18 protein-coding genes and 1 pseudogene are annotated in these 21,246 nt (G+C 48.4%); 7 read left to right on the top strand and 12 right to left on the bottom strand.

Annotation, left to right across the window (positions count from 1 at the left end; genetic code table 11):
- The 5 genes from C9J01_RS28510 to metG all read right to left on the bottom strand — a co-directional run.
- On the bottom strand, positions 1-201 hold a 201-nt coding region (locus C9J01_RS28510; protein ID WP_201797881.1), incomplete at its 3' end, for a hypothetical protein.
- Positions 198-821: a V-type ATP synthase subunit D gene (locus tag C9J01_RS28505; RefSeq protein WP_107301444.1), complete on the bottom strand. Its 624-nt coding sequence runs from the start codon at positions 819-821 to the stop codon at positions 198-200. The genes C9J01_RS28510 and C9J01_RS28505, both read right to left, overlap by 4 nt.
- A gap of 3 nt (positions 822-824) precedes the next feature.
- A complete protein-coding gene (locus tag C9J01_RS28500) occupies positions 825-2,198 on the bottom strand; it encodes a V-type ATP synthase subunit B (protein ID WP_107301443.1) in 1,374 nt (457 codons plus the stop codon).
- 564 nt (positions 2,199-2,762) lie between these two features.
- Positions 2,763-3,896: an AI-2E family transporter gene (locus C9J01_RS28495; protein WP_107301442.1), complete on the bottom strand. Its 1,134-nt coding sequence runs from the start codon at positions 3,894-3,896 to the stop codon at positions 2,763-2,765.
- A 197-nt stretch (positions 3,897-4,093) separates the two neighbouring features.
- Positions 4,094-6,145 (bottom strand): methionine--tRNA ligase, encoded by a 2,052-nt coding sequence (gene metG, locus C9J01_RS28490; RefSeq protein ID WP_107301441.1) that lies wholly within the window; start codon positions 6,143-6,145, stop codon positions 4,094-4,096.
- A 168-nt stretch (positions 6,146-6,313) separates the two neighbouring features.
- On the opposite strand from metG, the gene apbC reads away from it, so the two are divergent.
- From apbC to C9J01_RS28475, 3 genes are all read left to right on the top strand, one after another.
- On the top strand, positions 6,314-7,405 hold the full coding sequence (gene apbC / locus C9J01_RS28485) for an iron-sulfur cluster carrier protein ApbC (protein ID WP_107301440.1): 1,092 nt from the start codon (positions 6,314-6,316) through the stop codon (positions 7,403-7,405).
- Between the two features lie 206 nt (positions 7,406-7,611).
- Entirely contained in the window at positions 7,612-8,256 is a 645-nt protein-coding gene (udk, locus tag C9J01_RS28480) for a uridine kinase (RefSeq protein WP_107301439.1), read from the top strand.
- Between the two features lie 229 nt (positions 8,257-8,485).
- Positions 8,486-10,642, top strand: coding sequence for an AsmA family protein (locus C9J01_RS28475; RefSeq protein ID WP_107301438.1), 2,157 nt, complete (start codon positions 8,486-8,488; stop codon positions 10,640-10,642).
- A gap of 106 nt (positions 10,643-10,748) precedes the next feature.
- Here C9J01_RS28475 and C9J01_RS28470 read toward each other — a convergent pair whose 3' ends face one another.
- Together C9J01_RS28470 and C9J01_RS28465 are read right to left on the bottom strand one after the other, a co-directional pair.
- The gene (locus C9J01_RS28470) at positions 10,749-11,156 is read right to left on the bottom strand and encodes an ester cyclase (protein ID WP_107301437.1); all 408 of its coding nucleotides are present in this window, start codon (positions 11,154-11,156) and stop codon (positions 10,749-10,751) included.
- 124 nt (positions 11,157-11,280) lie between these two features.
- Entirely contained in the window at positions 11,281-11,733 is a 453-nt protein-coding gene (locus C9J01_RS28465; protein ID WP_107301436.1) for a CBS domain-containing protein, read from the bottom strand.
- A 190-nt stretch (positions 11,734-11,923) separates the two neighbouring features.
- Here C9J01_RS28465 and C9J01_RS28460 point away from each other — a divergent pair, with 190 nt between their 5' ends.
- Together C9J01_RS28460 and C9J01_RS28455 are read left to right on the top strand one after the other, a co-directional pair.
- Positions 11,924-12,964 (top strand): metal-dependent hydrolase, encoded by a 1,041-nt coding sequence (locus tag C9J01_RS28460; protein ID WP_107301435.1) that lies wholly within the window; start codon positions 11,924-11,926, stop codon positions 12,962-12,964.
- Positions 12,965-13,286: 322 nt separating this feature from the next.
- Positions 13,287-14,612 (top strand): anaerobic C4-dicarboxylate transporter, encoded by a 1,326-nt coding sequence (locus C9J01_RS28455; RefSeq protein WP_107301434.1) that lies wholly within the window; start codon positions 13,287-13,289, stop codon positions 14,610-14,612.
- Positions 14,613-15,044: 432 nt separating this feature from the next.
- On the opposite strand, the gene C9J01_RS28450 is transcribed toward C9J01_RS28455, so the two are convergent.
- From C9J01_RS28450 to C9J01_RS28440, 3 genes are all read right to left on the bottom strand, one after another.
- The gene (locus C9J01_RS28450; RefSeq protein ID WP_107301433.1) at positions 15,045-15,479 is read right to left on the bottom strand and encodes a phosphate-starvation-inducible protein PsiE; all 435 of its coding nucleotides are present in this window, start codon (positions 15,477-15,479) and stop codon (positions 15,045-15,047) included.
- Positions 15,480-15,643: 164 nt separating this feature from the next.
- On the bottom strand, positions 15,644-16,249 hold the full coding sequence (gene cobO / locus C9J01_RS28445) for a cob(I)yrinic acid a,c-diamide adenosyltransferase (protein ID WP_107301432.1): 606 nt from the start codon (positions 16,247-16,249) through the stop codon (positions 15,644-15,646).
- An 11-nt stretch (positions 16,250-16,260) separates the two neighbouring features.
- Complete coding sequence (locus C9J01_RS28440; protein WP_107301431.1) at positions 16,261-17,052, bottom strand: adenosylcobinamide-GDP ribazoletransferase; 792 nt, start codon at positions 17,050-17,052, stop codon at positions 16,261-16,263.
- A gap of 181 nt (positions 17,053-17,233) precedes the next feature.
- Between C9J01_RS28440 and C9J01_RS28435 the strand changes: the two genes are divergently transcribed.
- Both C9J01_RS28435 and C9J01_RS28430 read left to right on the top strand, forming a co-directional pair.
- Entirely contained in the window at positions 17,234-17,917 is a 684-nt protein-coding gene (locus C9J01_RS28435) for a DUF3313 domain-containing protein (protein ID WP_107301430.1), read from the top strand.
- A 29-nt stretch (positions 17,918-17,946) separates the two neighbouring features.
- Positions 17,947-18,399, top strand: a complete 453-nt coding sequence (locus tag C9J01_RS28430) for a low molecular weight protein-tyrosine-phosphatase (RefSeq protein WP_107301429.1) — start codon at positions 17,947-17,949, stop codon at positions 18,397-18,399.
- 84 nt (positions 18,400-18,483) lie between these two features.
- On the opposite strand, the gene C9J01_RS28425 is transcribed toward C9J01_RS28430, so the two are convergent.
- Entirely contained in the window at positions 18,484-20,040 is a 1,557-nt protein-coding gene (locus tag C9J01_RS28425) for a SulP family inorganic anion transporter (protein WP_107301428.1), read from the bottom strand.
- A gap of 281 nt (positions 20,041-20,321) precedes the next feature.
- Positions 20,322-21,246 (bottom strand): annotated as a pseudogene (locus C9J01_RS29720) (hypothetical protein); the annotation flags it as partial.

The raw sequence follows: 21,246 nt of genomic DNA, 5'->3' as shown, positions 1-21,246 counted from the left end.
ACGCTCGACGCGGCTCAGCCAGGCGAGTGCCTCGCTGGCGTCTGAAGGTTGCTGCATCGCCATTGCATGGTTTGCATCGGCATCATCCTGACTAAGAGGAATGAGGTGCATGCATCCCAACGCCTGTAAAGCGATTAGGATTTCTTCCCGGCGAGAGGCTTGGCCACCGAGTGTTAACCGTTTTAACTGTTTGATACTCATGATTGGCCTCCCTGCGTTTTCTCTTGCTGAGCCAGCACTTTTTGCTTCGATAGTTTGGCGTTCATTACAGCCGCGCGTTCTTGGTCTGATAGGTAGATACCAATCCGCTTGATACTTTCTTGGGTATCAGGGATCAGTACTTTCGAGAACAAGTTCACACGCTGGCTGGTGATCCGGGTGGCATCGCTGATCAATTCATAACGCTGCTGGTAAACGGCCAGCTCAACACGTAAACGAACCATTTCTTTCAGCTGACGTACCACACTATCGACCCAGTGCGGGCGGGCAAGATAACTGTATGGGGTCACTTCAACGTCGATGGACTCGACGACCGGGACCCGGCAGCCAACAATATTCTGGGTGGCAAGCTTGACGTCAGTGACCTTGACTAGGTTGTTGACGTTGATTTCCTTGCACGCGAGCATCGGGATAGCTTGCTCAACCACGGCGCGCAAATCGGCGACGCGCTGTTTGGCTTGTTGCAAAGCGCTCTCGGCTTTCTTACGCTCCAGCATTAATTGTTGACGCTTCAGTTCCAACGCAGGCAGGTAGCGGTTGTAAGTTTTTAAACTCCGCTTTTGCTTGTTTAGCGAGCTTTTGTTAAGTGCTACCTTTGCCATGGATTATTCCCCTGCTGTTTCCGCTTCCAGATCCAACTGCTCTGGATAAGGCCAGTACATTTCCAGCAGGCTGTCTTTGATCAGGGTTTCTTCCGGATCAAAACATTCCGCGAGGATCTTCCAGCTAAAGTCCAGTGCATCTTCAAGGCTCATATCGACATCTAGCGTCATGAAGTTATCCTTGAAGTACTTGCCGAATTTCAGCGTCTTCTTGTCATACTCTGACAGTTCGAATGCCATAGCCTGTTTCTGCTGGGCTTCAACGGAGTCGGAGTAGAAGCGGATCATCACGCTCATGATGGCGCTGTGATCTTCACGGGTCTCTTTACCTACCACCATCTGCTTAAGACGGGACAGGGAGCCGAATGGGTCAAGGACGCCATCGTGAAGGTAGAACTGCCCTTCTGTGATATAACCCGTGTTATCCGGAACCGGGTGGGTTACGTCATTGCCCGGCATGGTAGTCACTGCCAGTAGGGTGACAGAGCCAGCCCCTTTATAGTCACAGGCTTTTTCGTAGCGTTTGGCAAGTTGCGAGTACAGGTCACCCATGTAGCCGCGGTTGGCTGGGATCTTGTCCATCGACACGCCAATTTCCTTCATGGCGTCGGCATAGGAGGTCATATCGGTCAGCAATACCAATACCTTCTTGCTTTCGTCAACGGCAAAATGCTCGGCGACTGACAGAGCCATATCTGGCGCAAGCAAGCGCTCTACGGTTGGATCCGAGGCTTGGTTGACGAACATGATGGTACGTGAAGATACACCAGCCTCTTCAAACTGGGTTTTGAAGAAGTGGTAGTCATCATAGATAAGCCCCATGCCAGCGAAGACCACGACATCGGCTTCCGCCTGGATCGCGATACGTGCCAGGAATTTGTTATACGGCTCACCGGCAACAGAGAAAATTGGGATTTTCTGTGATTCAACCAAGGTGTTGAATACATCGATCATCGGCACGTTGGTACGCACCATACGGGTTGCCAGTGTACGGCGGACCGGGTTAACTGAAGGTCCATCGATTTCGACTTTAGGGTCTGTTTCTAGCTCGGGGCCATGGTCAATGGGTTGCCCGGCACCGTTAAAGATACGACCTAGGATGTTTGGTGAATAGGTAACCTGCATCGGTTGGTCAAGGAAGCAAACGGCGGCATTGGTCGATAGACCCTTACAACCAGCAAAGACCTGAAGGGAGACTTCTTCGTTGTCGATTTTGATGATCTGGGCAAGCGAGTAGTTTTCACCGTTTTGCTCAATCATCGCAAGATCGCCGTACTTGGCCTTCGCATTGCTCGAGGAGAGATTGGGTACTTCTACCCTGATCAAATCACCAACGATACTGAGTATGTTGGTGTAACGTAATAGACTCTGTGGCATCACAATACCTTGATAACTGCCTGGGGGATGAGTGTTTCAATGAGAACTATTAATTTCTTGCGCTCATTTTTTGGCCCGCTTATGAATTACCTGCCCATCCAAGGCAGGGAAAAAATCCAAAGCACAGTTACTAAGGTTATGCGGATGTAGTTCATTTGGTACTAATCTGTTGTTTCAATTGATGTCAAATTGTAACAAATGATTTCAATCACATCGGGATATTCGAGTCAATCTATCGGATAAATCATGGGTATCGGTTTATTCGATAGCAAAGGAGTGTAAAGCGTTAATTTGCTAACCAATTGATTGTGATGGTTTATATTTGAAATGCGTATATCACTATGAAAATTCGCTTCAGCAATTGTTTTTTCTTTTTGCGATCTACCTAGCAGTTTTCAAAACTGAAAAATTAGATATCACCATTATTTTGTCTTTTAACACATGTAAAAAAAGTTAATGAAATGGGTCGGGCTGAAAATCCTCACATGGTGATTTTTTCGACAAATACCGTCTTTGGGTGAGGCAATAGGTTTTGCACTGACAAAATGATGTGTCGTTGAAGTGCTAGGAATTCGACTCATTACTATTGTGCTGGTTGCTTTTTGTGTCAGTTCTCGCGCTCTCGCTTTCTGAATCTACCCACTTCATGAAAACTTGGTATCCGGCAGAAAGAAAAGCAGCACCAATAAACATTCCTAATATGCCGCCTGACATCATGCCGCCAACCGCACCAATCAAGACAACAGGCATCGGGACTTCCAACCCCCTACCAAGAATCATTGGCTTCAGGAAGTTGTCAACCAGACTTGCTGCAATGATTAGGATTGAAAATATCGTGTTGTGTATGGCCGATGATTCCCCGCTTGACCATAAGATCCCAACAGCAACAAGGGCCACAATGGTGACAGGTAACTGCATAATGGCGAACATCAAAGCAATTAAGGTAAATAACGCTGCTGCGGGTACACCAGCAAGTGCAACGGTCGCACCAAAGACCATGGCAGTAAGAAAGGCAATACCTATGACTCCTATGGCAACTTGTCTAAGTGTCGCTGTGGTGAGTTGATGTAACTCCGGGCCTATTTCGTTGTTGGAAAAACTGATGAAGATCCGTCGCATAGAGCGGGTGGCAGGCTCGGCCCAGGCCAGCATAATACCGGCGATAATAATGGCCCCAATCATTAGGAATACACTTTGCGCCGCGCCACTCGCCCTGTCGACAAACCAAGTGGACAAACTCTTTAGTTGAGGTTGGCGCTTTTCAATGAACTGAGGTAAATCTGCGGCTGCTTCCCCCCAAGCTTCATGCATTTTATCACCGACTAATGGCCATTCTTTGACACTGTCAGTGGGGGATGGAACGATCAGAGCACCTGTTTCATAAGCTTCGTAAGCACCGAAAATTTTAGATGCAAAGGAGTTACCCACCATAGCGGTAGGAATGCCGAGCAATAACACACCGACAATCGCAATAAGTGTCGATATTTTTGCAGCAGGCCAACCCAGTTTAGCTTCCAAGAACAAACGGGCAGGGTAGAGTGCAATCGCAAGCACGAGCGCCCACATTAAAATCGGCAGGAAGGGTAAGAATGCCCAAAAACATACCAAAACAATGAAAGCGATGACGGAAAAGCGAATGAGTGAAGCTGTAAATGCACTCGACAGTGTGTGCTTAAGGTTTTCATTATCGCGATTCACAGCGTATCCCTCTTGGGTGAACAATGAAGGTAAGGTTGTCCTGCTTGAAAATCTGTTTTATCCGTAAAGGGTGTTATTAACTATAAATTGATTTGCCTTGTCTTCCGTCGCAGAAATAAAAATTGAGTCTTTATCGGGCATAAAAAAACCAGCTCTATTGAGCTGGTTTAATTTTGGTGTCTGTTAAGACCGGCGTATTACATTACGCGCATACCAGGCTTGGCACCTTCGTGCGGCTCAAGGATCCACAGATCTTCACCGCCAGGGCCTGCAGCCAGTACCATACCTTCAGACATACCAAACTTCATCTTGCGCGGCTTAAGGTTAGCGACCATTACAGTGTGCTTGCCGATCAGGTCTTCAGGGCTGTATGCCGACTTGATACCAGCAAATACCTGACGGGTTTCGCCACCTAGGTCCAGCTCAAGCTTAAGTAGCTTGTTAGCCTTAGGCACAGATTCGCAAGACACGATCTTGGCAATACGCAGGTCAACCTTGGCAAAGTCATCGAACTCGATTTCGTCTGCGATAGGCTCTTTGCTTAGCTCAGTTTCGGTCTTAGCCGCTTCTGCTTTTTCTTTTGCTGCCATTTCAGCGGCTGCATCTTCTTTTGAAGATTCAACCATAGCTTCAACTTTCTTCGCGTCGATGCGGTTGAACAGTGCCTTGAACTTAGTCACTTCATGACCAGTTAGCGGCTGGGCAATGCCGTCCCAAGTCAGGGTTTCGTTCAGGAAGCCTTCTGTACGCTCAGCAAGCTGAGGCATAACAGGTTTCAGGTAAGTCATTAGAACGCGGAACAGGTTGATACCGACTGAGCAGATTTCCTGTAGTTCCTGATCTTTGCCTTCTTGCTTAGCAACAACCCAAGGGGCTTTTTCGTCAACATACTGGTTAGCTTTGTCAGCCAGTGCCGTGATTTCACGGATTGCACGGCTAAACTCGCGAGTTTCGTATAGCTCTGCGATGCGATCAGCAGCAGCAACGAACTCAGCGTACAGCTCAGGCTCGGCAAAGTTGTCAGATAGCTTACCTTCGAAGCGTTTGGCGATGAAGCCAGCGTTACGGGATGCCAGGTTAACAATCTTGTTTACCACATCGCTGTTTACGCGCTGGGTGAAATCTTCAAGGTTAAGGTCCAGATCATCGATACGGCTGTTTAGCTTCGCTGCGTAGTAGTAGCGTAGGCATTCTGGGTCTAGGTGCTCTAGGTACGTACCCGCTTTGATGAAGGTACCCTTAGACTTAGACATCTTGGCACCGTTTACTGTTACGTAGCCGTGAACGAATACGTTGTCCGGCTTGCGGAAGCCCGCGCCTTCTAGCATTGCAGGCCAGAATAGGCTGTGGAAGTAAACGATGTCTTTACCGATGAAGTGGTAAAGCTCGGTTGAGCTGTCCTTGTTCCAGAACTCGTCGAAGTTCAGGTCATCGCGCTTGTCACAAAGGTTCTTGAATGAGCCCATGTAACCGATAGGTGCATCTAGCCATACGTAGAAGTACTTACCAGTTTCACCTGGGATTTCAAAACCGAAGTAAGGTGCGTCACGAGAGATGTCCCACTGCTGTAGGCCAGACTCGAACCATTCCTGCATCTTGTTGGCGGTTTCGTCCTGAAGGGCACCAGATTTGGTCCATTCTTTCAGCATGCCTTCGAATTGAGGCAGGTCGAAGAAGAAGTGCTCAGAATCCTTCATTACAGGTGTTGCGCCAGAAACGGCAGATTTCGGGTTGATCAACTCAGTTGGGCTGTAGGTTTCGCCACAGTTGTCACAGTTGTCGCCGTACTGATCTTCAGACTTACACTTAGGGCAAGTACCTTTAACGAAACGGTCCGGTAGGAACATTTCTTTCTCAGGGTCAAACAGCTGAGAAATAGTACGGTTGGTGATGTAACCGTTTTCTTTTAGCTTGGTGTAGACGTATGACGCCAGTTCGCGGTTCTCTTCAGAGTGCGTGCTGTGGTAGTTGTCAAAGCTAATATCGAAGCCAGCAAAGTCAGCCTGGTGCTCTTTGCTCACTTCGGCAATCATCTGCTCAGGTTCCATACCCATCTGCTGGGCCTTAAGCATGATTGGAGTACCGTGTGCATCGTCTGCACAGATGAAATGAACTTCGTTGCCGCGAAGGCGCTGATAGCGCACCCAAATATCCGCTTGTACATGCTCAAGCATGTGGCCCAAGTGGATAGAACCGTTAGCGTACGGTAGGGCGCAGGTCACCAGAATTTTTCTTGGATTTGCAGCCATAATGTCTTATTTCGCTCGTGATGGGTAATAAAAACGTAGCTGTAAATACTACCTGATGGATAGCACCTTGCCTAGGAGGATCTGCTGTAAATCACGGTAAAATGGGGCGCTAAATAAGCATCGGTGTTAGGATGTAGGTAAACAATAAATGTGGAGCGCTAAAAGATCATGAGCAGTGACTCAATTACCCGTTTCGAAAGCGTGGCAGATATTTGCCGTTGGTTGAACCAGTTTGAACACCCTTGGCTACACGATGAGTGGGCCGAGACGACCAATGTGGTGTCGGTGTCGGCTGACGGTAAAATATCGGTGACCTTTCCTTTTGCCGCCAGCCAAGTTGTAGAACTTTTAGAGCAATGGATCATTACCCAGCAGCAGCTTCATCATATTGCCAGTGACATCCATTTCAATATTTCCTGCCGTGTGGCGCCATTGGCCGCCGGTGATAAGCAACCACTCAATGGTGTAAAGAATATTGTCGTGGTGAGCTCGGCCAAAGGCGGGGTGGGTAAATCGACCACATCGGTTAACCTTGCGTTAGGTTTGCAAGCCCAAGGGGCCAAAGTCGGCCTGTTGGATGCTGATATCTATGGCCCATCTGTGCCAATGATGCTAGGAACCGTCGATGAGAAGCCCCAGTCACCGGATGGTAAAATGATGATGCCGATTGAGTCATGCGGCCTATATACCAACTCGGTCGGGTATTTGGTGCCCGCTGACAGCGCGACCATTTGGCGCGGCCCGATGGCTTCAAAAGCGCTATCCCAGATTATTGCTGAGACCTGGTGGCCGGATCTGGATTACCTTGTCATCGATATGCCACCGGGTACCGGTGATATCCAGCTAACACTGGCGCAGCACATCCCCGTTACCGGGGCGGTTGTTGTGACGACACCTCAAGATCTGGCGTTGGCTGATGCTATTAAAGGGGTCAGCATGTTCAACAAGGTCGATGTGCCTGTCCTCGGTGTTGTTGAGAACATGAGTTATCACATCTGTAGCAACTGTGGCCATCATGAACCTATTTTCGGCACGGGGGGGGCAGAACGCATGGCGCAGGAGTATGCAGTTCCGCTGTTGGCACAATTGCCATTGCATATCAAAATTCGCGAAGATATCGACAACGGTAAGCCGACAGTGGCGGCATCACCTGACTCTGAGCAGGCGCAAGCATACATCCAGCTCGCCGGTTCTGTGGCTAGCCGCCTCTACTGGCAAGGTACACCGGTAGCTGAGCAGATCACAATTCGTACAATGTAAACCATTGCTTTGGTCAAACTTGCAGAGTTTCTGAGCAAACGTGGCAGATGCCGCTTTTTTACTGGCATCTGCCCCTACATCTGCCTATAATCAGGCGGTTTATTTATGCCTATTTGAGCCACTTCCCGACACAGTTAGTGATGGGACGTGGGCTTTTTGTTACGGTTTGTCCACTACGCCACGTTGTTTTACAGGTGCTTTCTGATATGTCTGAACACTCTCACCAATGCGTTATTATCGGTATTGCAGGTGCCTCTGCATCCGGTAAAAGTCTGATTGCCAGCACAGTTTATAAAGAGCTAAAAGAAAAAGTAGGCGATCATCAGATCGGTGTTATCACGGAAGATTGCTACTACAACGATCAAAGCCACCTAAGCATGGATGAAAGGGTAAAGACCAACTACGACCACCCAAATGCCTTGGATCACGACCTACTTTGTGACCACCTTGAGCAGTTGATCCGCGGTGAAGCGGTGGAAGTACCTCAGTACAGCTACAGCGAACACACGCGTATGACTGAAACCACCACGCTGACACCGAAGAAAGTGATCATCTTGGAAGGTATCTTGCTGCTGACTGATCCTCGCCTGCGTGAAATCATGCACGCCAGTGTATTTATGGACACGCCGCTAGATATCTGTCTGCTGCGCCGTCTTCAGCGTGATGTTGCAGAGCGTGACCGTACAATGGAATCTGTTCTTGAGCAGTACCAGAAGACTGTTCGCCCGATGTTCATGCAGTTCATCGAGCCATCGAAGCAGTATGCAGACATCATTGTTCCTCGTGGCGGTAAAAACCGTATCGCGATTGACGTACTAAAAGCACACATTGCCAAGTTGCTACGTGCTTAATGTCAGATATGACAAGTGAAAATAAAAAATAGGCAGCACTACGCTGCCTATTTTTTTACCTAGTGAAAACTGTTACCCCGCGAAAACTTTTTACCTCGATAATACAAAGGAACCTATCTTTGGCTATACACTCTATCTATTTGAAGTCCATGGGCTATATGCCACAATGGGATCAGAGTACTTTGCGCTAGGCTCGATTGATGGGCATGGATGAAAAGATGGGGATGTAATGAAAAAAATAATAATGGCTTTGCTGGCGATTATCGTCGTTGCGGTTGTTGGTATTGCGGCCTTGGTGGCACTGGTTGATCCCAACCAGTTCAAGCCGATGATTGCCGAGCAGGTGAAAAAAGCAACTGGTCGTGATTTGGTGATTGACGGCGATATCAGTTGGCGCTTCTTCCCGAGTATCGGGTTTGACATTGGCAAAACAGAATTTCGTAATCCGCAAGGTTTTGCCGAGCCAAACCTTGCCCAGTTCGAACAGGCGGAGCTGTCCGTCTCTGTCATGCCGTTATTCTCCCAGCAATTGGAAATCGGTAATGTCAGTTTGCTGGGTGGCCGAGTGTTTATTCAAACACTTGAAAATGGCGTCAGCAACCTAGATGGTCTTTCGGGCCAAGATAAGGCTGGTGATAACGCAGACCAACCTGCGACCGAATCAACATCGGTAGAGGCGGAACAAGCTGGCTCTCAAACCGAACAACAAGCATGGCAGATAACCTTGGCTGGCGTTGAAATTAACAATGCTAGCGCGCTGATTATTGATGATAAAGCGGGTAGCCAGACGGAAGTTGAGCGCCTTGATTTCTCCCTCGACCAATTTGCGCCGGGAGAGTGGACTGCCGCCAAGTGCAATATTGCCGGTAACACTGGCGAGCTGAATTTCAGTGCGGAAGGCCAGACAGAGCTGTTAATTGCCAAGGCGCTTGATGGCGCAGAGCTAAAAGCCTTGTCGTTGAAGGCCAGCGCAAAAGATGCGGCCAATGATATCCGCAATGCCAATATCTCGCTGGATAGTTTCAAATTGGGTGAGTGGTCAACGATTGATTTTGCTATTGATGGCCAGGTGCCGGACTTGAGCTTCAATACCCAGGGTTCTACCCAGTTAATGGTGGATGAAGCGGTTAAAGTCATTGACTTGAAAGCCGCCAAGGTGAGTGTTGATGCCAAAGGTGCCAGCCTACCACGCCCTGAAATGAAAATTGGTCTAGAGGCCGATGCCAAATACCATTTAGACAATGGGTTGGCAGAGCTACCTTCACTCAAGGCGACAGTGGATGAACTGGCTCTGGCCGGTAATGCTTCTTTCCAGTCGGCCGATATCCCAGTGATCCGCTTTGATTTGTCTTCAGACAACATCGATGTTGATGCTTTCCTTGGAACAGGGAGTGAGAGTGCTCCATCTCAGGCCAGTGATGGAGAGGTGCAGCAAGCAGGTGCTGCCGGAGATAATTCAAGTGCTACAAATGGTAAGGAAAAAGGCCAAGAGCCTGATCTTAGCGTGCTGAAAACACTCGATCTGGCCGGTAAACTTGCGGTTGGCCAATTCAAAGCTGCGAACGCTCATTTGAGTGATGTGACACTGGCGATGACGGTGAAAAATGGTGTGTTTGATCTGAGCGGCCTTGATGCCCAGCTTTACCAAGGCACTATTCATAGCACAGCCAAAATCGATGCTAACGGTAAGTTGCCCACTTACCGTGTTACCAAGCAGATCAAAGGCGTACAAGTTCAACCTTTGCTGGTGGACGTCGCGCAAAATGATACCTTGGCCGGCACTGGTGACATCACTGTTAATGTTTCAGGTACAGGCCTAGCTGAAAAGCGTATCCGTGAAAACATTGCCGGTACTATTGATATCCGTTTTGCTGACGGGGCGATATATGGCGTCAATGTCCCTGAGATGATCCGTGAAGCCCGGGCGACCTTGAAGGGGCAAAAGGCAGAATACGTCAAGGAAGAGAAGAAAACAGATTTCTCAGCGATGTCTTCGACTATCAACTTGGGTAAAGGGGTAGCCTCAACCAATAACCTTGATATCGACTCTCCATTGCTGCGTATCAACGGCAATGGCTCGACCAGCCTAGTCGATGAAACGATCGACTTTGCGGTAAATACCTCTGTGGTTGCCACCAGTAAAGGGCAGGGCGGTAAAGATATTGATGAAGTCGCCGATCTGACAGTGCCGATTGATGTCAAAGGCAACTGGAGTGAGCCGGCTTTCTCGCTCAATATTGCCCAGTTACTCAAGCAGAACAATGAGCTAGAGCAGAAGGCACAGCGTGAAGTGGAGCGTGGCCTAGAGAAGCTATTGGGTGACAAAGCCGAAAACGAGGATATCAAGAAGGCCGCAGATAAGCTGCTCAAAGGGCTTTTTAACTAACGCCCAGGTGAGATATCCATCTGAAATAACAGGGAGAGCAGTTGCTCTCCCTGTTTTGTTTGGGTTGCTTTGTACTAGTGGAAACAGCACGTGATCATTTACAGCATTACACCACACCTAATTGCTGGAGCATCCCCATTTGGTCCCACTGCTCCCAGCGTTCAACGACACGGCCGTCTACGACACGGTCCAATATCAAGCCTTCGAACTTAACCGGTTGCCCGGTTGGGGCGTTATCACCTAATGGCCCGGTGTGGGTTCCGACAGCTGTCCATCTTGTCGCGACTTTATCACCCGAAACGATTTGGTCATCAACCGTTAAGTGCAAGTCTGGAAATGCGGTTAACAAGCCTTGTACCAGTTTTTTGAACTCTGAAACGGAAAGGTTCGGTGATGGTGCGCCTGCAATATGAATAATTCCAGTCGCTGCAAAGGCTTCATCTGCGCCCGACACCGTACCTTGGTTTAGTCCTTCAATCCACACCCGTTCATAGTCAGTAATTGCTAGGGTCATCGCTATTTACTCAATGAGGGAGTTCATTGGTAAAGATAGACGATATATAAGGTAGGTTTTGTTAGGCAGAGGGGAAATGTTTATTAGAAAGCCCTACAGCGAGGTAGGGCTATGTTTTTTATGGTTAAGCCAATTGCTTTTTCTTCTTGGCTGATTTCTGGCTTTCAAGAATATCTTGGAAGGCTTTTAACAGATCGATAGCCGACAGCATGCCGACCAATTGGCCCGTTTTGTCCAGCACCGGTGCAGCGCCGACATGGAAGTCCAATACAGTACTGATGGCTTTGGTCAGGGTGTCGTAGGTACGGACATGGACAATATCCCGGATCATCACATCGCTGATGTGCCACTCATCCGTCAGGTGGTATTCGTGGCCGATTTCTGGAGATTCATCGACCCAACCTGGGCGGCGCAGTTCCCTGTCACTCACAATCCCGACCAGTTCGCCGTCTTCATTGACGACGGGCAGGTGACGAATGTTTTCGTCGCGCATCAAAAAGAAGGCTTCTCTTAGACCGGTTTCTGGGGAGGTAGTGATGACTTTGCGTGTCATGTATTCCGAGACTTTTGTTGGCATTGCATCTTCCTTTTATCAAAGTTGATGGGTGTTGCCTGATTTACCGTAGCGAATATTACGTTATCGATCTGCGAGCAAAAGCTAGTTTTCAGAACAAGTCCTTTTCATATGTAAACAATTTTGTAACTTGTTGCGTAGCTACTAATAGCTCTGATAAGGTGGCGGCTCACAAAATGAATAAGGAATAATTGTGGATTCAGTAACACAAGCGGCGTTAGGGGCAGTGGTCGCCGGTGCAGTAGCAGGCAGGAAGTGTTCCCCAAAGATTTTGTTAGCTGGCGCGGCGCTAGGCACATTGCCGGATCTTGATGTCATGATCAGCTATGGTGATCCGGTGTCGGACATGGTGAAGCACCGTGGATTTAGCCACTCGCTGTTTGTCCTTCTGCCTTTCTCTTTTCTATTGAGTTGGTTGTGGCAAAAATGGCGGCCAACCCGCTTTAGTTTCAATCACCTTTGGCTCCTGGTTGCAGCTTGTTTGATCACCCACCCGTTACTTGATGCGATGACCGCGTATGGCACCCAGTTGTTCTGGCCGATCAATGTGCCGGTAGCTATGCCAAGCTTGTTTATTATCGACCCGCTCTACACTATCCCGTTATTGCTCGTGATTTTGGCGAGCTTATTATGGCGTGATCGTATCGCCAAGCTCTGTACGGCAGGGCTTGCGGTTTCAACGCTGTACATCGTTTGGTCGGTCAGTGCGATGAATATTATTGATAGTAGGGTTGAGCAGCAGTTAGAGGGTACGCCGCTTGCCGGACAGCCGGTCTTTATTACCCCAACGCCATTTAATACCGTGCTTTGGCGAGTGGTGGTAAAAGGTGAAGATAATTATTACGAAGGCTTATCCTCGGTATTGGATGGTGATGCTGAAATAGATTTTTTGCAAAAGCCACTAGGGGCTTGGCCAGAGCTACTTGTTTCTGAGCACCAACAAATGCTCGAGCATTTCACGGGTGGGTTTATTAAGTATGAGTTGCGCCAGTCAAAATTGGTGGCGTCAGACCTGCGGTTGGGAATGGGGGAGCAGCTTGCGTTCCAGTTTGCATTGGCGGAAAAAGGCAGCGAGTGGACGAATATTGACCCTGTCAGGGTCGAAAGCCCAAGAGGAAGGTTAGCGCAGATCCCGAACTTGTGGCTACGACTGCTCGGTAACCAAGATATCGATGCGAACTTATGCCACGTCTCCGAATGCCCGAGGCCTACCGTACCGCTGGCGAGCCGATAAGTTAAATTCGTTAATTGAAAATTACAGTAATGGCTGATGAGAGGTAACTGACTATCTCATCAGCTATTTTTATTTGTGCCACGATAAAAATGTAGCGGTTAGGTTAATGCCTGGTTTGTCACTAGTACGCTTTGTGTAGCTATTTTTCGCTTAGCGTACGGCGTTTATACGCTATTATTCACACTTCAATTCACCTGCAGAAATTAACTTGTAGAAATTGATAAGTATCAATTAGCTACAAGTTTCATACTGCCATTATGCTCCCAATTTCAATTAACTACCCCTTATGGGGTAAATGTTTCGATATAGGGAGATAGCGAATATGCTGTACTTGGAGTTTTTATTTCTCCTATTGGTGCTTTACGCAGGTAGCCGTTTTGGTGGTATTGGCTTAGGGGTTGTATCCGGCCTTGGTTTGTTGATTGAGGTCTTTGTCTTCAGGATGCCACCAACGTCACCGCCGATCACTGTTATGCTGATCATTCTTGCGGTGGTGACCTGTGCGTCTATTCTGGAAGCGGCCGGTGGCCTTAAGTACATGCTACAGGTGGCTGAGCGCATCCTGCGCAGTAACCCTAAACGTGTTACTTTCCTTGGCCCCTTAGTGACTTATACCATGACATTCATGCTGGGTACCGGCCACGCGGTTTACTCCATTATGCCGATTATCGGTGATGTCGCGTTGAAGAACGGTATCCGCCCAGAGCGTCCGATGGCTGCTTCTTCTGTTGCTTCCCAGCTAGCCATTACGGCGAGTCCAATCTCGGCGGCTGTTGTTTACTACCTTGCGCAGCTATCCGGCGTACAGGAGAGTATTCACCTGTTGACTATCCTGATGGTTACCGTGCCATCGACGTTGCTAGGTACCATCTTGTTGTCACTTTACAGCTTACGCCGTGGCGCAGACTTGTCTGAAGATCTTGAGTACCAGCGCCGCCTGCGCGACCCGCTATGGAAAGATAAAATCCTTCATACCACTGCGACATCATTAGACGAGAAACTACCGACATCAGCTAAACATGCGGTACTGCTTTTCATCTTAGCCTTGGTATCGATTGTCGTTGTTGCTATGGTGCCTGAGATTCGTACTATTGGCGACAGTGCTAAACCGATCCCAATGTCGGTGATCATCCAGATGATGATGCTGGCCTTTGGCGGCCTAATTTTATTGGTAACCCGTACTAATGTGCAGAAAGTCCCTGAAGGGGTAGTGTTCAAGTCGGGTATGGTGGCAGCTATTGCTATCTTCGGTATTGCCTGGATGAGTGATACCTACTTCCAATATGCCATGCCTTCATTTAAAACCGGTATTACTGAGATGGTTCAGGATTACCCGTGGACCTTTGCACTCGCACTCTTCATTGTCTCTGTAGTGGTAAACAGCCAGGCAGCAACAGCCCGTATGATGCTACCAGTCGGTATGGCCATGGGCTTGAACCCGGCACTACTGATTGGTTTGATGCCTGCAACTTATGGTTATTTCTTTATTCCAAACTACCCATCGGATATCGCGACCTGCAACTTCGATGTCACAGGTACGACTAAGATTGGTAAATGGTACTTTAACCATAGTTTCATGGTACCGGGCTTGATTGGGGTAGTCTCGGCCTGTGCGTTTGGGTATACGATAGCGCAAGTGATTGTTTAAGATAAATTAAACAAATAAGTGCATTTTGAAACATAAGCCAGTGACTTCGGTCTCTGGCTTTTTTATGTATATTAATAAGAATGAAGTAATTAAAGTTATGTAAATCGCGATAAAAAATATTCAACCAAGCAATTAATTGAGTATATAATTGATTAAAAAGTATCATATATTGTTGGGGATTGGCGGTTTGTTATTAGCCGCTGCTGTGATGGTTGAGTGTATCTAGGAAATTGGTGAGGTAGAAATTAACAGTTTAAAACGGGTTTTGACGGTGACAGACTTTGAGTCTCTTCGCGCAAAAATGCATGATAAAGTCGTCAAAAAAGCTGAGGCTTATTATAAGAACAAGCTGGGCAAATCCAAGAAGTCTCAATCGCAGCATGAATAAACGTATATTAAAAAAGGGAGTGAATATTCACTCCCTTTTTACGTTTAATCGTGCGAATTACGGTAGCCGGGCTCTTCGGCATCTTCGTAAGGCCAGTAATGGTGGCCGAGGCGGATGAGCAAGGTCGCAGCGGCCAGGATAAAGGCGGCAACCGATAGCCAGACAATATAGGCACCATCGAGTTCTTTCATACCGAGGGTGATATAGCGCGCTATTGCCATGATTGCGATGTAAATCGGATAACGAACGGGAATTTTCCCGTTGGTAACGAACTGCTGTACCATCGCCAGCACTTCAAGGTAAATAAACATCAGTAAGATATCCGTCAGCGCAATCTGGCGGTTGGTATAGATCACGATGAATTCATTGATCATGGCAGCCAGAGTGGCCAAGGTGATACCAACAAGCAAGATAGCTTCGAGAATATGGAATAGTTTGAGGAATATCTCACTGAATTTTTTTGGTAAATGTGAAGGCATTTGTGTCCCTTGTAAGACTTGTAATTGGCCTTGATTAATAGACCTGTTATGAGCCAAATATTGGCTTTTTCTTGCCAAGGGTCAAGTAAAAAATGTGACAAAGATCGAGATGGATAAGTAGCCACCATCAAGCAACAAGTGGCTACTTTAAACTAACTTTTCGGTTACCAGTCCACACCCTTACGGGCTTTTACACCGCTTTCGAAGGCATGTTTGACATTGCGAACTTCGGAAACAGTATCAGCCATTTCAATAAGTTCCCGGTGGGCACCACGCCCAGTCACAATCACCGACTGCGATGCTGGACGGTTCTTAATGGCTTCAATGACTTCGGCTAGCTCAATGTAGCCGTAGGTCACCATATAGGTCAGCTCATCGAGAAGAATGACATCATAGCTATCACTTCCCAACATTTTTTTACACTCCGCCCAGGTGGCTTGGGCAGCTTCGGTATCTGCTTCTTTATTCTGGGTTTCCCAAGTAAAGCCTGTTGCCATGACGGCAAAATCAACATCATGTTGCTCGAGTAAGGCGCGCTCGCCACAGTCCCAGGTGCCTTTGATAAACTGGCCGACGCCACATTTCTGGCCGTGCCCCACCGCACGGGCGATGGTGCCAAAACCGGATGTGGATTTACCCTTGCCATTACCGGTAATGATCAGAAACAGCCCCTTCTCTTCTTGCGCAGAGGCGACTTTGGCATCGATTTCCGCTTTGACCTTTTGTTGACGGGCTTTGTAGCGGCTGTCTTTCTGGTTTTGATCTACCATGATGATCCTTTTTATAGTTGGGCTACCATTGCCAATATGATCAGATAACCTGTTATTTCAGCTAGTTGCTGACATGCGCCAAGGCAATCTCCAGTATAGCCCCCTAGTTGCCGGGTAAACCAGCGGCCACAGGCATAACGAACCAGTAGCAGAGCGGTAGTGAGAATGAATGCCATTGGCAGTGGCAAAAACAGTAATATAAAGAAACTGGTGATAATTAAAACCCACAAATCTTGTTGGCTTTGCTCATTGGCCAGTGGCTTGACCTTGCTTTGTTCATCGAGGCGAACATAGGGATAGCTGAAGATAAGGCTAGCAGCAACAGCACGGCTTAAACCATGAAGGCAGAACAGTGCTAGAGCGGTGAAGGCCGGGGATATTTCTGCAAGGGCTGTCAGGCTTGACCACTTTATGGCTAGAACGACAAACAGAGCCGCTGCTCCATAGGTACCCAGCCGCGAGTCTTTCATAATTTCCAGCTTTTGTTCCGGCTGCCAACCTCCGCCGAACCCATCGAAAACATCAGCCAATCCATCCTCATGAAAAGCGCCGGTCACTAGCAGGCTTGTCGCCATGGCAATGAGCACGGCGACAGAGACTGGTAATACAAGATGGGCTAGCCAGAAACTTACCGCACTGATTAGACCGACTATCAGGCCAACTAAGGCGAAGTATCGGTTGGCCTTGTTTAACAGTTCGGCGGAATAGGGGGTATCTGCCGGAATTGGGATACGGGTAAAAAAAGCGAGTGCAATTAGGAAAATGTGTCCTTGTTGCTTTAACGCCGGAAGAGTGAGCGACATGGTTAGCGGCCTTGCTAAATTGTGAAAGACAATACGTTACTTCAACCTTTGTTGAGATACCAGCAAAGTACAGAGGCAAAAAAGAGCAGAGGCAAAAAAGTGCTAAATGTTATCTTGACGACTAGTAAATAGGCCTTAATGCGCATATCATACTGTAAACTCAATTCGTCGGGGAAAAGTTATGCGTTGGTTAGTGGTTTTGTGTTGTTTGATATCGGCTGGGTGTTCAAGTCGTTTACCTACAGAAGATGAGAGGGCTGTCATTACGGCGACAAACAGTCATCAACTTGAAGAGGTGAGCTACATTAAAGACGCTAATGGCTTGCAATGGGTGTCTCCGCAAGTGGCATTATCAGACTATCAGCAATTGATCATTGAGCCTGTAGGGCTTCACCAGCGTACCCAAACGGTACACCAGATCCCGCCAGTGGTTTTAGAAAGGGTCTCGGTGAGGCTACAGCATTTGCTTGAAGAGGAGCTTTCTGCTGGGGTTCCTATTGTTGATAAGCCGGGAGATAAAACGGCCATTTTGCGTATTGAGATAAGCCGTGCCAGTACCGATATGGAGGATCTCAAAATTACTGAAATCTTGCCCTATGGTGCTTTGATTGGTGGTGCCAAGGCCCTGCTTGGCACTAGGGATCGAAATGTCCGCATTTTGGTGGAATCCCAACTACTGGATAGCCAGACCGAAGAAATCCTTGCTGAGCGTGTCAGTGTCATATTGGCCAAAGATGTGCTGGAAAATAACCGCGAAATGTTACGCTTCGAGCAAATTCAAGAAACAGTTGACCGTTTTACTCAGGACATCGTCCATTTTATCCGTTTGAGCGCTTATACTGCGAAGAACAACGAGCAAAGCTAATAGCAATCATACGCGGTTAAGGAGTAACAATGACGCAACGGGTTTTGGTGGTATGTATGGGCAATATCTGTCGTTCACCGACGGCAGAGGCGGTACTGCGAGCGAAGGTTGCAGAGCGAGGGCTCGATATCGAGGTGGATTCAGCCGGGACGATAGGATACCACCAAGGCGAACTGCCCGATCACCGTGCGCGTTCTGCCGGTGAGGCGAGGGGGTATAGTTTTGAGGGGATCCGTGCCAGGCAGGTGGTAGAAGGCGACTTTGAAGTGTTTGACCTGATCTTGGCTGCCGATAACGATAACTTGCGTGACCTCAAGCGCAGTTGCCCAACCCACCTCCATCGTAAGCTCGCACTGTTTCTGGAATTTGGCCGGCCTGATGTCGAGGAAATTCCTGACCCGTATTATGGTGGCCAGCGCGGCTTTGATTATGTTCTCGATTTAGTCGAAGAAGCCTCAGATGGTTTGCTTGATAAGCTTTAACAGCCCCTGATACAAGTAATGTATTCCTGCTAATAAAAACGCCCGCATTAATGCGGGCGTTTTTGTCTCTACTCAACCGAGGGGTTAACCAAGCGTATCGGTGGCTACCTTGTAGGTTGGGTCTTCCATCAGGTTCACTTCTACCAAGTTACCCGCTTTTTTCAGTAGCGAGCGGCACTCAGGGCTTAGGTGGCGGATGTGCAATGTCTTACCTTGGTTAGCGTAACGCTCGGCAATCGTATCAATGGCTTCGATTGCTGAGTGGTCCGCAACACGTGACTTGGCAAAATCAATGATCACATCAGCAGGGTCGTTTTTAGCATCGAACAGCTCAAGGAAGTTAGCTGCCGAACCGAAGAACAGCGGGCCGTCTAGTGCATAGACTTTTGAACCTTTGTCATCAACATAGCTTGATGCGTAAATGTGTTTGGCATGTTTCCAGGCAAAGACTAGCGCAGAGTAAATCACACCAACGATAACAGCCAGTGCCAAGTCAAATGCAACGGTTACCCCGGTTACCAAGATAATGGCGAAGAAGTCATGTTTAGGCACTTTGCGGGCCATCTTGAAGCTGGCCCACTCAAAGGTACCGATAACAACCATGAACATCACACCAACCAGAGCCGCTAGAGGGATGATTTCGATTAGCGATGAGCCGAATAGGATAAACAGCAATAGGCCAACCGCACCTGTGATGCCTGACAGGCGGCCACGGCCACCAGAGTTGATGTTAATCATCGACTGGCCGATCATCGCACAGCCACCCATTGCGCCAAAAACAGAACACGTCACGTTAGCAACGCCTTGGCCCACACACTCGCGGTTACCTTGGCCGCGAGTACCTGTCATCTCGTCAATAACAGTTAGGGTAAGGAGTGACTCAATCAGGCCTACGGCTGCCAAAATCAAAGAATATGGCAGGATAATACGCAGGGTTTCCATGTTGAAACCCACCTCAGGGATCGCAAATGTTGGTAGCGAACCTGCTAGGGTTGCGTTGGCATCGCCACTCATTGAGCGGACGAAATCAATCACCGTACGGGTATCTAGGCCAAGGCCGTGAACCAGCACGGTTACCGTGATAATCGCTACCAGTGAAGAAGGTACAGCTTTGGTTAGCTTTGGTAGGAAGTGGATGATGAACATGGTCAGGGCAACCAAGCCAAGCATGACGTAAAGCTGTGAGCCTTGCATCCACTGAAGGGTACCTGTTGCATCAGGCACTTTAAACTGGCCTAGCTGGGCCAAGAAGATCACGATAGCCAGGCCGTTTACGAAACCAATCATAACCGGGTGGGGAACCATCCGGATGAATTTACCAAGCTTGAAGACACCGGCAAGGATTTGCAGGACACCGGCCAGCATAATGGCGGCAAAAAGGTACTGAATACCGTGTTCTGCGACTAGGCTGACCATAACAACGGCCATAGCACCGGTAGCACCAGAGATCATACCCGGACGACCGCCAAGTACAGCCGTTACCAAGCCAACGATGAAGGCAGCGTAAAGGCCAACCATTGGGTCAACACCAGCGACAAAGGCAAATGCTACTGCTTCAGGTACAAGGGCAAGGGCAACTGTAAGCCCCGAAAGAACGTCATTCTTGACGGATTGTCGTGAAAATTGTGGGAATTCAAACATGCTTATAGGTTTTGATCTGACTCTGGTGATTGATTGGAGTAGCTTTGCTATTAAGGCTACAAAGCCGCGGATCCTACAGAAATCTGTGATTCAGTTCAACTTTCAAGCTGAATTATTCATCCTGCCTGTTACTTAGTGTAAGAAAGTTTGATGTCAGTAATGTTATTAGTGAAAAGTTGCAGTCATTGCAAAGGGCGGGCCTAGTTAATGGGGAAATAGCAGGCAAAAAAAAGCCATGCAATTATGCATGGCTTTTCTATCAGGTTGCAAGCGTTAGCTTACTATGCTTTTGGCATCGTAGACTGCGCACTTGACGTTGCGTGGCTAGTTGCTGTCTGGCTACCTGCTTGGCGCGCTGCGAAGCGTGCTTCACGTAGCGGTGCAATAGCAACGACTTCAGCTTCAGCAGTTTCCGCCGGAGCAGGGGCTTTCGCCATGGCCGCTGTTGCATGCTGGCCGCGTGGAGACGTGGCACAAATCTGCGCAGTGGCCGTTTCAACATCAGCAACAGGGGCTTTAGCCTCTTCTACTGGCGCTTCAGTGCTTGCTTCAGTAGCAGCTACCGGTGCTTCTTCTGCTTGCTCTTCAGCCGGCTGCTGTGCGTGCATACCCAGCATTGCAGCTTGTGCTGCAGCAATAGCGGCAGCGACATCAGCTTCTGCTTCCGCTTTAGGTGCTTCAACAACAGTCTCTTCTGCTGTTTCTGCAACTTCAGGCTCTTCTACTGATGGCTCTTCAGCAACAGGTGCTTCTACTGCTGGCTCTTGAGCTACAGCTTCTTCGACAACAGCTTCTTCAACCACTGTCTCAGCTACTGGTTGTGCTGTCACTTCAGCACGCAGTGGGAAAGCTTTACCCATAGCAAGCTCAGGCATAGCAACACCACCTAGGGCAGGAGCCGCCTTGTCAGCAACTTCAGCAGTAGGTGCTGCTGTTGTCGCTGGGGCTTCAGCCTCTGCAGGAGCTTCGATAGCAGCAACTGCTGGCTTGCCTGCTGCAGGCCATACTTTGCCCATTGCCATTTCAGGTGATGCAACGCCGCTCTTCAGGCGAACGGTTGGTTTACGTTTTTCAACGATTGAAACCACATTTTCGATATCGTTCAGGGTATCGGTGACTTCTTCAACCGCGTGACCGACAGCGTCTGTCACCATTGTCTCCATGTCTTCACCTTTCTCAGGGCGGGTGTCACGGAAACGGCGGCGG

This window comes from Photobacterium rosenbergii, assembly GCF_003026455.1.
In the GTDB taxonomy this organism is placed as follows: domain Bacteria; phylum Pseudomonadota; class Gammaproteobacteria; order Enterobacterales; family Vibrionaceae; genus Photobacterium; species Photobacterium rosenbergii.
This window is presented reverse-complemented; position numbering and strand designations above follow the sequence as displayed.